This is a genomic window from Streptomyces flavotricini, assembly GCF_020639365.1.
Lineage (GTDB): Bacteria > Actinomycetota > Actinomycetes > Streptomycetales > Streptomycetaceae > Streptomyces > Streptomyces flavotricini.
This window is the reverse complement of the sequence record NZ_JAINUL010000001.1, coordinates 554,078-567,172: the sequence shown is the minus strand read 5'-3', so window position 1 is coordinate 567,172 and position 13,095 is coordinate 554,078. Positions and strand designations below refer to the sequence as shown.

The window sequence follows — 13,095 nt, the reverse complement described above, 5'->3', positions numbered from 1 at the left end:
CAGCACTTCGGTCAACGGGCGGCGGGGCGTGCCGGGGCGCATCTCGGCGCCGATGCCCTCGTCCGGCCGCAGGAAGACCTTGAGCAGGTCGCCGCGCGAAGGGCGACCTGTCCGCGGGTAGGGCCGTCCGGGACACCGAAGCGGTCCGGCCGGCCCTGGTGGGTTCCGCCCGGGGGTGATTTCATGGAAGTGCGGAAAGGGTCCTTGAGAGGATGCGGAGAAGCGGCCGAGCGCCGTGCACCGCACAATCGGGATCCGCGAGAAGCGGGCGGACTCTTTCCGTCCTTTCTGCGTTCCTCGCACGGCCGTTCACCGGTTTCCGCTCCTTCAGCCGTGGGCGGTGACGGCCACGTGGTTCGTTCCGCCCGCGGTTCCCTTCGTGCGTTGCGCTGCTCGTCACCAGGGCATTGCCTGCCGGGCCCCGGCCGCGTGCGTGGTGTCCGTGTCGTCGGGGGCCCGCGAGGGCCCTGAGTGCCAAGCCGTGAGGATGGGGACCTTTGGCCCCGCCGGCGGCCCCGGGCGGCCCTCTTCCCACAGCGCCGACGGTGCCAGCGTGAGTGGTGCCCCTCATCGGCCTCTCGTTTGGGAGGAATCGTGGAAAGCGCATTCCGCACCCCGGACACCAGCTCGGTCACCGTCGGCGTGGACGGCTCGCAGCCGGCACGCGTCGCTGCCCTGTGGGCGGCCAGGGAGGCCGTACGCCGGGACCGTCCGCTGCACGTCGTGTACGGCGCCGGCACCGACGGCCGGGCCTTGCACATGTCGGCGGAGACCATCGAACGGGTCCGTCTGGGCGGCCTCGAGCTCCTGGACGACACGGCGAAGGCCGTGTCGGCGGAGTACCCCGGGTTGAACGTGACCACCGAGTTCAGCCGCGCGGGCGCCGTCGACAGCCTGCACCGGGCCGGAAGGCTCCACGGCACGGTCGTGGTGGGCAACCGCGGCCTGGGCGGGTTCGACTCGCTCATGCTCGGCTCGGTCGGGCTGGAAACCGCGGCCATCGCCACGACCCCCGTCATCGTCGTCCGAGGCGTCGAAGGGACCGAGGAGACCGGCACGGTCCTCGCGGCGATCCGCGACCCACACGACCTCCTGATCGCCCGGTACGCGGCCCGGGAAGCCGAGCTGCACAAGGCCTCCCTCCGGCTGCTGCACGTGTGGAACGTGCTCCAGTCCGTCGGCGAGGTGGTCAGCATGCTCGACGGGATCGACGAGATCGCCGGCGGGCACGCAGAGACCCTGCGGGCCGTCACGGACGTGGTCTACGACGAGTTCCCCGACCTGGAGCTGCGTGCCGATGCGGAGAAGAGCGTCTCCGTGGCCGGTGTGCTGGTCGAGGCGTCCCGGCACGCAGACCTGCTCGTCATGGGCGGCCGCCGGGTCCCAGGGCCCCTCGGACTCGCCCCCAACCTGGGCAGGGCCACGCACAGCCTGCTGCACCACGCCCACTGCCCCGTCCTCCTCATCCCCCGGACGGGCAGCGACTAGCGCGTCCGCCACCGCCGCGGTGGACTTCGCCTTCGACGAAGCCGACCTCCGGGGGCGGCTCTGCGGGCCCAGCGCACCCTGCTTTCCGAGGCCACGGCAGGCCTGTCCGAGAAGTATCCGGACGTGCACGTCACCCACGAGGTCCTCACCGGCCACCCGGTCGGGGAACTGGCACGCGTGGCCGAGCACGCCCTGGCCGTCGTCGTGGGCCGCCGCGGACGCGGCGGATACACCGGCATGCGGATCGGATCCGTCGCCCACGGCCTCCTGCACCGCGCGCACTACCCGGTGATCACCGTCCCCACCGGATGAGCCAGCCATGACCGGTCGCGCGCTCGAAATGCCGTCCGTCGGCTGCTCGGCTGCTCGGCTGCTCGGTGCCCCGCACTCCTGACCATCGCGATCGGTGACCACCCGGACGCCGCCGTCATCGGGCTGGTGGTCGTCTTCAGCACGACCGTGGGAGTGACGGAATCCTCCGCGAAGCCCGCGGCTGACACGGTCGGCGCCGGCACCGTCGTGGTGATCTGCCGGTTGGTGAGCCCCTCGCCGATGAGCGCCAGGACGGCCCGTTCACGTTCGGACAGCGCCGCCGGGCGGGCGTCCTTCGCAGAACTGTCTCGGTAAGGCGCGCAACGCACCCTGCGACCGACGAGAAGGCAGGCTAGGCGGCGATGGTGCTTTCCAGCTCCATCCGGACGTCCACGACACCCTCGACCGCGCGGATCGCCCGCGCGATCAGCGGGACCACGGCCCGGTCCCGCAGTGGGCCGCGCAGAGTGACGACCCCGTCCTGTACGGCGAATTCCATGTCCACGCCGGGTGTGAGCTCGGTGAGCACGGTCTGGCGGATCTCCTCTTCGAGCTCCTCGTCGGGCCGCAGGAACACCTTCAGGAGGTCACTGCGGCTGACCACACCCTCCAGCATGCCGAGCGCGTTCACCACGGGCAGGCGCTTGACGTGCTTGCGGGCCATGATCCGGGCGGCTTCGGCGACCGGAGCATCGGGGTGCACGGTGATCGCCGGGCTCGACATGAGCTCCTCGGCCAGCACCGCGCCTGCCTTCGAAGCCTCCTCCAGCTGCTCGGGCAGCACGGGGTCCGTACGCCGGAACTCCTCCTTCGGCAGCAGGTCCGCCTCGGAGACCAGGCCGACGACGCGCCCCTCACCTTCCAGAACGGGGACCGCGCTGACCTTCCACTGGTCCATCAGCTCGACGATCTCCTTGTAGGACGCCTCCCGGCCGATGGCGACGGCCGTGTGCGTCATGACGTCACTGACGGTGTAGCGGGATGCGGGCATGGCCGGGGCTCCTTCGCCGTACGGATGGTCAGAGGAAGCTGCCGCTGCCGTAAGGCGCGTACAGATCGAGAAGGCGAACTCGGGCCGCCTGCAGCCGGTTGGCGAGGACCTGGCCGACCCAGTGGCCCAGGGCGGAGCCGAATACGGCGTCGGCGTCCATCAGCGCCCGCACTCGCTCCGCGTCGAACTCGTACGCGCGGACGGGCGTCATCGCCTCGGCGCCCAGGCGCCAGGCGTACGGCTTGAAGAGCCACGAGCAGCCGACCAGCTGGCCGGCGCCGAGGCTCTCGATGACCGCGGCGCGCCGCCCGGGCACGTGGACGTCCAGGGTCACGGTGCCCGACCGGACGATCCAGAACCGGTCGGCGTGACCGCCCTCGCGGAAAAGACGCGTTCCCTCGTCGAAATTGACCTCGTGGGCCAGTTCCATCAGCCGGGAACGGCAGTCGGCGGGCAGTGCCTCGGAGACGCGGGTGGGTGACGGGGTGCGCATGGACGGCCTCCTGTTCGGGTCCGTCTTCAGTCTCGGCCCTCCCGCCGGTCCCGGGCATGGGCCCTGTGGTCCCCGGGCAGGGGCCGATCGGCCCCTGCCCGGCATCGGCGCACGCGCCGATGCCGGTAGCAGACGGCCCGGTCACGCTGCGCCGCACTGCCCGCGGCGTCAGCGGCGGCGGCACGCTCTCTTACGCGTGGCTGCGCGAGCTGGGCCACCTGCCGGCCGACGCCCCAACCACCTCGCGGTTCCTGGAGAGGGTCACCGGGCAGCTCACCTGTGCCCAGCTCGTCGACCGCCACCCGCTCGCCTCCGGCCCGATCCGAGCCCTGATCGTCGACTACCTGGCGGAACGCGGCGCCGTCGAGGAGACGGTCGTCGAACGCGCCGACCGAGTGATGATCTTCATCGCCGTGCGTGCCTTCTACCTGGACACCGCCCGCTGGGCGGGGGAGGAACCAGGCCGTTGGGGCCCTCGGGTGGCGCCCTGCCCGATCAAGGTGGCCGGGACCGCCGACCGTAAACGGCTCACCCGGACCGGGACGGACTGATCCCGCTGGTCACCCGCCACGACCGCGAAGAGGGACCGACCGGAACACAAGAAGTCGGCGAAGGCCGCCTCCGCCGCGGCGCCGGCGCTGCTCAGGGCCTGTCGGACGCTCGGCTCGGGGCCGACTCGTCTGTACGCCGACCGGGAGTGGAGGGTTCCAGCTCGACGGTGGTTTCCGGAGGTTGCCGGAGCGTGTTGTGGACGGTGCAGTGCGAGGCGACGGCGAGGAGTCCGGCGCGCCGCTCCTCGGGCAGCTCGGGAGGCGGGGTGACCACGACGTGCACCGAGGCCACGCGGGCGGGTGGGTCGGCGGCCATCGCGAACTCCGTCCGCACGCTCAGGCCCGTCCGGGGCAGGCCGTGGCGCAGCAGGTAGCGCCCCGCGTAGAAGGCGACGCACGTGGCGAGGGAAGCGGCGAACAGTTCGGTCGGCGTGGGTGCGGTGTCCGTCCCGCCCGCTCCGAGTGGCTGGTCCACGCGGAGCTGGTGTCCGCGCACGTCGATGGCGTACACGTCGCCCTCGACATGGGTGACGTCGAGTCGTTGCAGGTCCTTTGACGACTGTGCCGGTGCGGTGTCCGTCATGGCGGGGTCTCCGGTTTCGGGTGGGCTATTGCCATTCTGATCTTGCTGGCGGTCCTCGGGCATGAGCCTTTCGGGTCCCGGCGGGGACCTCTTGGCCCCTGAGGGCCGACTCGGCCGGCTCGGAGCGCTCCGGTCGGCCTTGCAGGCACCGTTTGGGACCGGCCGGATCGACTCGTCGTCCGGCGCTCGGCTGCTGCGGGGTTGCCCTCTTCCCGCCCCGGCGGCCTGTGTGAGGCGGTCATCCGGTGGTTTCGAGGGCGCTGAGGGCGGCGTCGAGGCGGCGGGTGGCCTCCTCGGCGACGGGTTGGAGGGCGGGCAGGCCGGTGAGGGTGACCATGACGCCGGGGTCCAGGGCCTGGACGGCGGTGCGGTCGCCGTCGGTGCGGACCACGACGTTGCAGGGCAGGAGGAGGCCGACGGTGCGGTCGGCGTCCAGGGCCTGGCGGGCGAGCGGCGGGTTGCAGGCGCCGAGGATCAGGTAGTCCTCCATGTCGTGGCCGAGCTTGGCCTTCAGGGTGGCGGTGACGTCGATCTCGGTGAGGATGCCGAAGCCCTGTGCGGCAAGGGCCTCGCGGACCGCGGCCACGGTCGTGGGGAAGTCTGCATCGAGGTGGACGGTCCGGTCGTAGCGCATGGCGTCATCCCTGTCCGGGGTGCGAGACCGGGCGGCGGGTGGCCGCCCGGTGTGAGCGGGTTCGCTGCATCGCCCAAAATACCCCCCGGGGTACCCGTGCTAGGCTCGAAAATATACCCCCGGGGGTAAATGTCAGCCGAAAGGAGCAACCGCGTGTTCTTCATCGACACCATCGAGACCGAGGGCCTCGGAAACCGCAGCTACCTGGCAGGCGGCGCGCACACCGCGGTGGTGGTGGACCCGCCCCGCGACATCGACCGAGTCCTGGCGGCGGCTGCCGCGCGAGGTGTGCGCCTCTCGCACGTGGTGGAAACGCACGTCCACAACGACTACCTCACCGGCGGCCTGGACCTGGCCCGCATCACCGGCGCCGCCTACCTCGTGCCCGCCGCCGCCCGCGTGGCCTTCGCCCGCATCCCAGTCGCCGACGGCGATGTGGTCACCGTGGACGGGGACATCACCCTGCGGGCGATGGCCACACCCGGACACACCCCGCACCACACCTCCTACGTCCTGCAAGAGCAGGGAACCGTGGCCGCGGTGTTCACTGGCGGGTCGCTCCTGATCGGCTCGGTGGGCCGCCCCGACCTGGTCGAACCACGGCTGACCGAACAGCTGGCCCGCGCCCAGCACGCATCCGCCCACCGGCTGGCCGCCGAGCTCCCCGACGAGACCCCGGTGCTGCCCACCCACGGCTTCGGCAGCTTCTGTTCCTCCTCCCAGTCGGAGGGCGACACCACCACCATCGGCAAGGAGAAGGTCGGCAACGACGCCCTGGTCAAGGACGTCGGGTCCTTCGTCGCCGCCCTGCTGGGCGGCCTGGAGGACGTGCCCGCCTACTACGCCCACATGGGCCCGGCCAACGCCGAAGGCCCCAGCCCGGTGGACCTGACCGTGCCCCCGTGGGCCGAGGCCGCCGACATCGCCGACCGCCTGGCCGCCGGGGAGTGGGTGGTGGACCTGCGCAACCGGATCGCGTTCGCCGAAGGCCACGTCGCCGGCTCGTTCAACTTCGAGGCGGAGGGGAAGATCGCCACCTACCTCGCCTGGATGATTCCCCGGGGCAAGCCCGTCACGCTGCTCGCGGAGTCACCCGCCCAGCTCGCCGCGGCTCAGCGCGAGCTGGTCCGCGTCGGCATCGACCGCCCGGCCGCGGCCGCCACCGGCACCCCCCGCGACTGGATACCCGGCGGCCACACCCCGCGCTCCTTCCCCCGCGCCACTTTCGCCGACCTCGCCGCCCTGGACCCCGGCCCGGACGTGATCCTCGACGTGCGCCGGAACTCCGAACGCGCCACGGGCTGGATCGAAGGCTCCGTACACATCCCGATCCACCATCTCCACCGCTGCTTGGCCGACGTACCGGCAGGGACGGTCTGGGTGCACTGCGCGGGCGGGATGCGCGCGGGTATCGCCGCGTCCCTGCTCGACGCCGCGGGCCGCGACGTCGTCGCAGTCGACGACTCCTTCGACGCGGCGGCCGACGCCGGCCTGCCCCTCACCGCCGGCACCGGCAGCTGAACCGCAGCCACCCCCTCCCCACCGACAATCGGAAGGAAGACGGATGTTCCTCTTCCGTCGCGGCGCTGACCGCGTCACCCCCGCCCAGGCCCGCCAGAACACCATCGACGGCGACGCCGTTCTCCTCGATGTACGCGAGCAGGTCGAGTGGAACGCCGGCCACGCCCCCGGCGCCGTCCACGTTCCGCTCTCCAGGCTGGTCACCGGCGCCACCCTGCCCTCCGTCGCCGAAGGCCGGCCGCTGGTGGTGATCTGCCGCTCCGGGCACCGCTCCCAACAGGCCGCCAAACTCCTGGCCGGGCGCGGAGCCGAGGCCGTCGACGTCAAGGGCGGCATGAACGCTTGGGCGGCAGCCGGGCTGCCGGTCGTCGACGAACGCGGAAGCAGCGGCCGGATAGCGTGAGCACGCTCATACTCGCCCTCGCCGCCGGGGCCGTCATCGGCCTGGCCCTCGGGGCGCTCGGAGGCGGCGGCAGTGTCCTGGCCGTCCCCGCCCTGATCTACCTCCTCGGCTTCACACCGGCCGCCGCCACCACCGCCTCACTGATCATCGTCGCCGCCACCTCCGCGACCGCCCTCTACGCCCACGCCACCTCCGGCAACGTCCGATGGAAGACCGGCGTCCTGTTCGCGGCCGCCGGGATCGTACCGGCGATCGCCGCGGCCACCCTCGCCACCCGCCTGCCCGAAGCGGGGCTGACCGCAGCGTTCGCCGCGATCGCGGCCCTCGCCGCCCTCAGGATGCTCAAGCCGCCCCATCCCGAACGGCAGCCCAGGCCCGTCAGACCGGCGCGGGCCGCAGGCGCGGGCGCCGGACTCGGGGCGGTCACCGGGTTTCTCGGCGTCGGCGGCGGCTTCCTCGCCGTCCCCGCACTCGTAGGCGTCCTCGGACTGCGCATGCGCGCCGCGGTCGGCACCAGCCTGCTGGTCATCACCCTCAACTCCCTCGCCGCGCTCGCCGCCCGCGCCGGCACCAGCACGCCCCTGGATTGGGCGGTCATCGCCCCTTTCACCGGCGCCGCGATCCTCGGCGCCTGGGACGGCAAACGCCTCGCCTCCAGAATCTCCGGCCCCACCCTCCAACGGATCTTCGCGATCGTGCTCCTGGCCGTCGCCGCCCTCATGCTCATCGACGCCCTCCACTGACCCTCCCCCTCCGCAACCCGTGACGGAGCCCCGTCGCCACGCCCTCCTCTATACCCCCCCGGGTAAAATATCGCCTATGACAGGGTGTAATCGACAATAAGGATGGAACGCCTCATCATGACCACACCCCGCACCCTCGACACCGAGCAGGCTCGCACTCGCCTGCACGAGCTGATCGTCCTGGACGTCCGCACCCCCGGCGAGTACGCCACCGGCCACCTCCCCGGCGCCCACAACATTCCCCTCGACCACCTGGACCGGGCCCTGCCCGACATCCGCCACGCAGCCCAGCGCGGCGACATCCTCGTCGTCTGCGCCTCCGGCGCCCGCTCCGAGAACGCCTGCCACACGCTCGCCGCCCACGGCATCACCACCGCCACACTCGCCGGCGGCACAGGAGCCTGGGCCGCAGACGGCCACGCCTTCCACCACCCCGACGGCACCCGGCGCACCGCCTGGAGCATGGAACGCCAGGTCCGCCTCGCCGCCGGCGCCATCGTCCTGACCGGCCTCGCCCTCGGCCGCCTGCGCCCCGCCTTCCGCCTCGTCTCCGCCGGCATCGCCGGCGGCCTGGCCCTCTCCGCCGTCACCAACACCTGCGGCATGGCCGCCCTCCTCGCCAGACTTCCCCACAACCGCCCCCGCCGGGGCGACCTGGAAGCCACCCTCGCCGCCCTCCGCGACCACTGACCCCATCGCCCCAGATACCCCCTGGGGTACCATGGGGTGGAGAGCAGACAAGGCCAGGAGGCAACCGGTGAAAGTCGACGACGACTCAGTCAACGCAGTCCTCAACCGTCTGCGCCGCGCCCAGGGACAACTCGCCGGAGTCATCGCCATGATCGAAGCCGGCCGCGACTGCAAAGACGTCGTCACGCAGCTCGCCGCCGTTTCCAAGGCCCTGGACCGCGCGGGCTTCAAAATCGTCGCCAGCGGCATGCGCCAGTGCATGACCAACGCCGATGCGAACCAGGCCCCGATGACCGAGGAAGAACTCGAAAAGCTCTTCCTCACCCTCGCCTGACGCACCACCCCGAACGGCCCGGCAGCCACCGCGAACCGGGCCGTCCGCGTGCCCGCACCGGCCATGGCGCGGTGTCGCGCCCCACTCGTGAGCCCCCGACGCGAGACCGGCCAGCCAGACTCGATACCGTGCGCACGGTGACCAAGAAAACGAAGGCGCATGCAGAAGACAGTGATGACCGTGGGTTGTCGGCCCGGGCGTTCGCCGCACTGATGCTGGGCGCCTTCGCCGTCGTGGCGGCGTGCGCACTTCTGGGCGGCTGGGCCGGGCTGACCGGCATCGTGATCACTGCGGTCATCCTCATCGGTTTCGCCGCCACCCGCATGTAGAGCTCACAAGCGCCGGGCTCTGTCACGCCTCTCCGGCACCGTCCCGTAGGAACAAGTCACCCCACCGCGATGTCCTCACGCCGGCGGAGCCGCTGGGAGGTTCTCCGGCCAGACCCGACAGGGCGGCATATGAGCGGCGCAGGCGTTACGGACCGGCCCGGGCTCAGCCGACTCGCGCCGCGGGATGAGCCCCAAGTCCAGAGAAGCATGGAGACCGGGGGCGTTCGCCTCCCTCGCCATGCCGTCCGTGCGGATCGCGGCCTGGCAGGGTGCGGGCGCGGTCGTCGCCTACGAGGCCGATGGCGTCGATCCGGGTGAACGCCCGGGCTGGAGCGTGGTCGCCACCGGCTACGCCACCGCCGTCACCGACCCGGACGAGATCGAGCGGTACGTGCGCCTCCCGGAGCCCTGGGGGGCGGGCGGCGCATCGGGAGCGATCCGGATCAGATCCGAACCGGTCACCGGCTTCCGCTTGCACGAGGGCGGCCCGTAGCGGCGCCCGTTCGCGCGCCTCCGGCCGGATCGGATCCGAGGCCGCGTCTCGGCAGAGCCCTCTTCCCTTCCGGTGCTGCGCGTCACCGGGCTTCGCCCTGGGCGACTTCGATGCCGTCGTGCAGATCGTCGGCCGCCTGGAGGGACGCACCGGCGGAGAAGGCCAGGCAGGCCACCAGTGCCAGGACCGCGGCGCGCCGGGCGAGGGGCCGGGTCGTTCTGGTCTCGGTGCCGTGGCCGAGGAGGGCGGCGACGCGGCGGGGAACGGGTCCGGCGGTCGCGGAGAGGGTCACGCCGGGACGCGTACGGCCGGCCGCGGACGAGGCGCGGGTCGCGAGAGCGGCCCGGCCGATGGCCCGGGCGGTAAGCCGCCTGCTGCCCACGGCGTTGGCCGCGGCCTCGTCGGCGCTGCGTTCCAGCGCGTAGGCGAGCGGCTCGCGCAGGGTCCGCAGCGCGGGGTGGCACAGGCCGGCCAGGTCGACCACGGCGGTGAAGAGGTGGTGGCGCTCCCGGAGGTGGGCGCGCTCGTGGGCGATCAGGACCTCGCGCTCGGGCGCCGACAGCGCGCGCAGCATGCCGGTCGTGACGACGACGCGGCCGGGGCTTCCGGGGAGCGCGTAGGCGTCGGGGTGCTCGTCCGGCAGGACGACGAGCTCGCCGTCCGCCTCCGCGGCGAGCTTCCCGGCGTGGCGCAGCTGGGTCCAGCGTCGGCGTGCGCCGCACACCAGCCGGGCCGCGCACCAGGCCAGCAGGGCCCCGGCGGCGACGGCGATCGCGATGACGGTGTCGGGTGATCCGCTGCTCAGCGGGGTGAGCAGGTGGCCCAGCGCGGCCACGGCGTGGAGGTGGGTGGCGCCGGGGACGATCAGCAGGGCCAGCGCGCACGTGCTCGCGGCGGCGAGACCGGCCGCGGTCGCCGTCAGCAGCCACATGGCCTGCCGGGGCGGCAGGTTCGAGGCCAGCCGCCCGCCCGCCGGTGCGACGAGGAACGGCACGAAGAGGGGGAGGAGCCAGGCGGTGTGGATCACGGCGCGTCCCCTTCCCCGTCGAGCAGGGCGCGCAGCAGGCGCTCGTCCTCGCTGCTCAGCTGGGAGACGAAGCGGCTCAGTACGGCCCCGCGGTCCTCGTCCTTCGCGAGTTCGGCGTGCATGCGCCGGGCGGTGAGGCCGGAGGCGTCCTCGGCCGGTACGTAGACGAACCCGCGGCCGGACCGCTGCCGGGTCACGGTGCCCTTCTCGAACAGGCGGGACAGGATCGTCGTCACGGTCGTGCGGGCGAGGGACCCGCCCAGTTGCTCCTGGACCTGGCCCGGGGACAGCGGGCCGTCCGCGGCCCAGAGGGCCGCCAGCACGCCGGCCTCGAGCTCGCCGGCAGGGCGTCGCTCCGCGTTCCTGTCGCCCATGGGTGCGCTCCTCCACACATCGATCGTCTACAGTGCTGTAGACCGTCTACGGAACTGTAGTCGCCAGCCGGCAGGGCGTCGTCCCGGACCCTGCACCTGCACCTGCAACTCTCACCCTAGGGGAGCCGTCCGTCATGACCTGGCCCGACCTTGCCGCAGCGTCACAGGCGCTCAGTCCGCAGGCCGTCAATCTGCTGGACGCCGGTTCCCTCCTGTCGGCCTTCGGCGCCCTCGGCGTCGCGGTCGTGCTGTTCGCCGAGACCGGTCTCCTCGTCGGCTTCTTCCTGCCCGGCGACTCGCTCCTCTTCACCGCCGGTCTGCTCTGCGTGCCGGGCAACCACGGGCCGGTCCACCTCTCGCTCCCGCAGGTGCTGTGCGCGGCCGTGGCCGGCGCCCTGCTCGGGGCCCAGACCGGCTACCTCCTCGGGCGCCGCGGCGGACGCACCCTGCTGGCCCGCAGCCGCAGCCGCAAACTCCACGAGGGCGCCGCGAAGGCCGAGGAACTCCTCGACCGGTACGGGCACGCCAAGGCGATCGTCCTGGCCCGCTTCGTGCCGATCGTGCGCACCGTACTGAACCCGATGGCCGGGGCGCTGAACGTCCGGGCCCGCGTCTTCACGCTCTGGCAGGTGATCGGCGGGCTCGTGTGGGCGGTGGGACTGGTGCTGGCCGGGTACGCGCTCGGTTCGTCCGTGCCCGATGTCGACCGCTACCTCCTGCCGCTCGTCGCCCTCGTCGTACTCGTCTCCCTCGCCCCGCTCGCCGTGGAGGTCGTCCGCCGACGGGGCAGCCGTACTTCGAACGGAGGCTCGCATTGAGCCTGCTCGCCCTGGACGGCCCCGCCGTCGACGGAAACCTGTACACCCGGCTCACCGGCCTGGCCCAGCAGGCCCCCGGCTGGCTCGACGGCCTGGCCACCGGATGGTCGACGTACGGCCTCGCCCTCTTCGCCGTGCTCATGCTGGCCGCCTGGTGGCACGCCCGGGCGGCCGCCGACCCGGGCGGGATCACCATGGCACTGGCGGCACCCCTGGTCGTGGTCGTCGCCTTCCTCGCCGACACCGGCATCAAATCGGTCTTCCGGGAGCAGCGCCCCTGCCGGACCCTGCACACGGTCACACTGGAAGCCTGCCCGCCGCTCGGCGACTGGTCGTTCCCCAGCAACCACGCCGCCATCGCCGCCGCGGCCGCCGCGGCCCTCTGGGCAGCCGACCGCCGGCTCGCGGCGATCGCGGTGCCGGCCGCGCTGCTGATGGCCTTCTCCCGGGTCTGGGTGGGTGCCCACTATCCCCATGACGTCGTACTCGGCCTGGCCGTCGGGGCGGTCATCGGCTGGCTGCTGACCCGCGCCGCCCGCCGGGCGACCCCCCTCGTACTGCGGCTGGGCAGTACGCCGCTGCGCCCCTTGGTCGCCGCCCGGTGAGTGCCCCCGACGCATCGCGAGCCAGCCGCCGGAGCCTGGTCGCAGCGCTGTGCGCGGCCCTGTTCGCCGTACTGGCCGCACTCGTCACGGCCCGCCACGGCACCCCGTACCCACTCGACGGGAGTCTGCACCGCTGGTCGGTACGGCACCGCCCCGCCGTCGCGGTCACCCTCGCGCGCGGCATCACCGCGACCGGGACCGGTCCCGTCCCGTACCTGTGCGCGGCGACCGCCGGACTCATCGCCGGATGGGGCCGGGACACCAGGGGCCGGCTGCTGAGCGCCGCGGGTGCGCTCGGATTCCTGCTGCTGGCCCAGGGCCTGCGCTACGCAGTCCTGTACGGCGTGGCCCGGCCGCGTCCGCCCGTTGCCGAGCGGGTGACGCACGCGTCCGGGTTCTCCTTCCCCTCCGGCCACACCGCGACCTCGGCGCTCGTCGCCGGTCTGCTGGCCTGGGCGGTGTGGCGCGCGGCCTCGCCGACCGCTGCCCGGCTCTGGTGGGCCCTGTTCGCCTGCTCGGCCGTCACGGTCGGCCTGACCCGCGTCTACCTCGGCGTGCACTGGCCCACCGATGTCCTCGGCGGCTGGCTCTACGCCCTCGCCTGGCTCACCGCGGCTTGGGCCGCGGAGGCCTGGCTCGGACGGGGTCGCGTCGCGGCCACCGGCCCGTCCGCGAGTCGCAAGACACCCCCTGGAGCCTGATCGCC

Annotated in this window: 19 protein-coding genes and 1 pseudogene; 13 read left to right on the top strand and 7 right to left on the bottom strand. The window is 72.8% G+C overall.

The window, feature by feature from the left end:
- Nucleotides 1-594 precede the first annotated feature (594 nt).
- Nucleotides 595-1,488 (top strand): universal stress protein, encoded by an 894-nt coding sequence (locus K7B10_RS02910; protein ID WP_229334375.1) that lies wholly within the window; start codon nucleotides 595-597, stop codon nucleotides 1,486-1,488.
- A 60-nt stretch (nucleotides 1,489-1,548) separates the two neighbouring features.
- The gene (locus tag K7B10_RS02905) at nucleotides 1,549-1,800 is read left to right on the top strand and encodes a universal stress protein (RefSeq protein WP_372481529.1); all 252 of its coding nucleotides are present in this window, start codon (nucleotides 1,549-1,551) and stop codon (nucleotides 1,798-1,800) included.
- A 212-nt stretch (nucleotides 1,801-2,012) separates the two neighbouring features.
- Here the strand turns inward: K7B10_RS02905 and K7B10_RS02900 are convergent.
- From K7B10_RS02900 to K7B10_RS02890, 3 genes and pseudogenes are all read right to left on the bottom strand, one after another.
- A pseudogene (locus K7B10_RS02900) lies at nucleotides 2,013-2,096 on the bottom strand (LuxR C-terminal-related transcriptional regulator); the annotation flags it as partial.
- 56 nt (nucleotides 2,097-2,152) lie between these two features.
- Entirely contained in the window at nucleotides 2,153-2,791 is a 639-nt protein-coding gene (locus tag K7B10_RS02895; RefSeq protein ID WP_229334373.1) for a CBS domain-containing protein, read from the bottom strand.
- 28 nt (nucleotides 2,792-2,819) lie between these two features.
- Complete coding sequence (locus tag K7B10_RS02890; protein ID WP_229334372.1) at nucleotides 2,820-3,284, bottom strand: Crp/Fnr family transcriptional regulator; 465 nt, start codon at nucleotides 3,282-3,284, stop codon at nucleotides 2,820-2,822.
- A 119-nt stretch (nucleotides 3,285-3,403) separates the two neighbouring features.
- On the opposite strand from K7B10_RS02890, the gene K7B10_RS02885 reads away from it, so the two are divergent.
- Nucleotides 3,404-3,835, top strand: a complete 432-nt coding sequence (locus tag K7B10_RS02885; protein WP_229334371.1) for a hypothetical protein — start codon at nucleotides 3,404-3,406, stop codon at nucleotides 3,833-3,835.
- A 91-nt stretch (nucleotides 3,836-3,926) separates the two neighbouring features.
- On the opposite strand, the gene K7B10_RS02880 is transcribed toward K7B10_RS02885, so the two are convergent.
- Nucleotides 3,927-4,418: an OsmC family protein gene (locus tag K7B10_RS02880; RefSeq protein WP_229334370.1), complete on the bottom strand. Its 492-nt coding sequence runs from the start codon at nucleotides 4,416-4,418 to the stop codon at nucleotides 3,927-3,929.
- A gap of 238 nt (nucleotides 4,419-4,656) precedes the next feature.
- Nucleotides 4,657-5,052: a DUF302 domain-containing protein gene (locus K7B10_RS02875; protein WP_229334369.1), complete on the bottom strand. Its 396-nt coding sequence runs from the start codon at nucleotides 5,050-5,052 to the stop codon at nucleotides 4,657-4,659.
- Nucleotides 5,053-5,205: 153 nt separating this feature from the next.
- On the opposite strand from K7B10_RS02875, the gene K7B10_RS02870 reads away from it, so the two are divergent.
- The 7 genes from K7B10_RS02870 to K7B10_RS02840 all read left to right on the top strand — a co-directional run bounded on the left by K7B10_RS02870 (nucleotide 5,206) and on the right by K7B10_RS02840 (nucleotide 9,565).
- Nucleotides 5,206-6,573 (top strand): MBL fold metallo-hydrolase, encoded by a 1,368-nt coding sequence (locus K7B10_RS02870; protein WP_229334368.1) that lies wholly within the window; start codon nucleotides 5,206-5,208, stop codon nucleotides 6,571-6,573.
- 43 nt (nucleotides 6,574-6,616) lie between these two features.
- Nucleotides 6,617-6,976, top strand: a complete 360-nt coding sequence (locus K7B10_RS02865; RefSeq protein WP_229334367.1) for a rhodanese-like domain-containing protein — start codon at nucleotides 6,617-6,619, stop codon at nucleotides 6,974-6,976.
- Nucleotides 6,973-7,719 (top strand): sulfite exporter TauE/SafE family protein, encoded by a 747-nt coding sequence (locus K7B10_RS02860; protein ID WP_229334366.1) that lies wholly within the window; start codon nucleotides 6,973-6,975, stop codon nucleotides 7,717-7,719. The genes K7B10_RS02865 and K7B10_RS02860 overlap by 4 nt, the downstream gene beginning before the upstream one ends.
- Nucleotides 7,720-7,836: 117 nt before the next feature.
- Nucleotides 7,837-8,409 carry a rhodanese-like domain-containing protein gene (locus K7B10_RS02855; RefSeq protein WP_229334365.1) on the top strand — a complete coding sequence of 191 codons (573 nt, stop codon included), beginning with the start codon at nucleotides 7,837-7,839 and terminating at the stop codon, nucleotides 8,407-8,409.
- Nucleotides 8,410-8,476: 67 nt separating this feature from the next.
- On the top strand, nucleotides 8,477-8,743 hold the full coding sequence (locus tag K7B10_RS02850; protein WP_229334364.1) for a metal-sensitive transcriptional regulator: 267 nt from the start codon (nucleotides 8,477-8,479) through the stop codon (nucleotides 8,741-8,743).
- A 137-nt stretch (nucleotides 8,744-8,880) separates the two neighbouring features.
- Nucleotides 8,881-9,072 carry a hypothetical protein gene (locus K7B10_RS02845; protein ID WP_229334363.1) on the top strand — a complete coding sequence of 64 codons (192 nt, stop codon included), beginning with the start codon at nucleotides 8,881-8,883 and terminating at the stop codon, nucleotides 9,070-9,072.
- Between the two features lie 184 nt (nucleotides 9,073-9,256).
- Entirely contained in the window at nucleotides 9,257-9,565 is a 309-nt protein-coding gene (locus K7B10_RS02840; protein WP_229334362.1) for a pyridoxamine 5'-phosphate oxidase family protein, read from the top strand.
- 82 nt (nucleotides 9,566-9,647) lie between these two features.
- Here K7B10_RS02840 and K7B10_RS02835 read toward each other — a convergent pair whose 3' ends face one another.
- Nucleotides 9,648-10,592 (bottom strand): M56 family metallopeptidase, encoded by a 945-nt coding sequence (locus tag K7B10_RS02835; protein ID WP_229334361.1) that lies wholly within the window; start codon nucleotides 10,590-10,592, stop codon nucleotides 9,648-9,650.
- On the bottom strand, nucleotides 10,589-10,966 hold the full coding sequence (locus tag K7B10_RS02830) for a BlaI/MecI/CopY family transcriptional regulator (protein ID WP_229334360.1): 378 nt from the start codon (nucleotides 10,964-10,966) through the stop codon (nucleotides 10,589-10,591). The genes K7B10_RS02835 and K7B10_RS02830 overlap by 4 nt, the downstream gene beginning before the upstream one ends.
- A 134-nt stretch (nucleotides 10,967-11,100) precedes the next feature.
- Between K7B10_RS02830 and K7B10_RS02825 the strand changes: the two genes are divergently transcribed.
- The 3 genes from K7B10_RS02825 to K7B10_RS02815 are packed head-to-tail and all read left to right on the top strand — an operon-like array spanning nucleotide 11,101 to nucleotide 13,090.
- Complete coding sequence (locus tag K7B10_RS02825) at nucleotides 11,101-11,784, top strand: DedA family protein (protein ID WP_229334359.1); 684 nt, start codon at nucleotides 11,101-11,103, stop codon at nucleotides 11,782-11,784.
- Complete coding sequence (locus K7B10_RS02820; protein ID WP_229334358.1) at nucleotides 11,781-12,389, top strand: phosphatase PAP2 family protein; 609 nt, start codon at nucleotides 11,781-11,783, stop codon at nucleotides 12,387-12,389. The genes K7B10_RS02825 and K7B10_RS02820 overlap by 4 nt, the downstream gene beginning before the upstream one ends.
- Entirely contained in the window at nucleotides 12,386-13,090 is a 705-nt protein-coding gene (locus K7B10_RS02815) for a phosphatase PAP2 family protein (RefSeq protein WP_229334357.1), read from the top strand. The genes K7B10_RS02820 and K7B10_RS02815 overlap by 4 nt, the downstream gene beginning before the upstream one ends.
- Nucleotides 13,091-13,095: the final 5 nt, after the last annotated feature.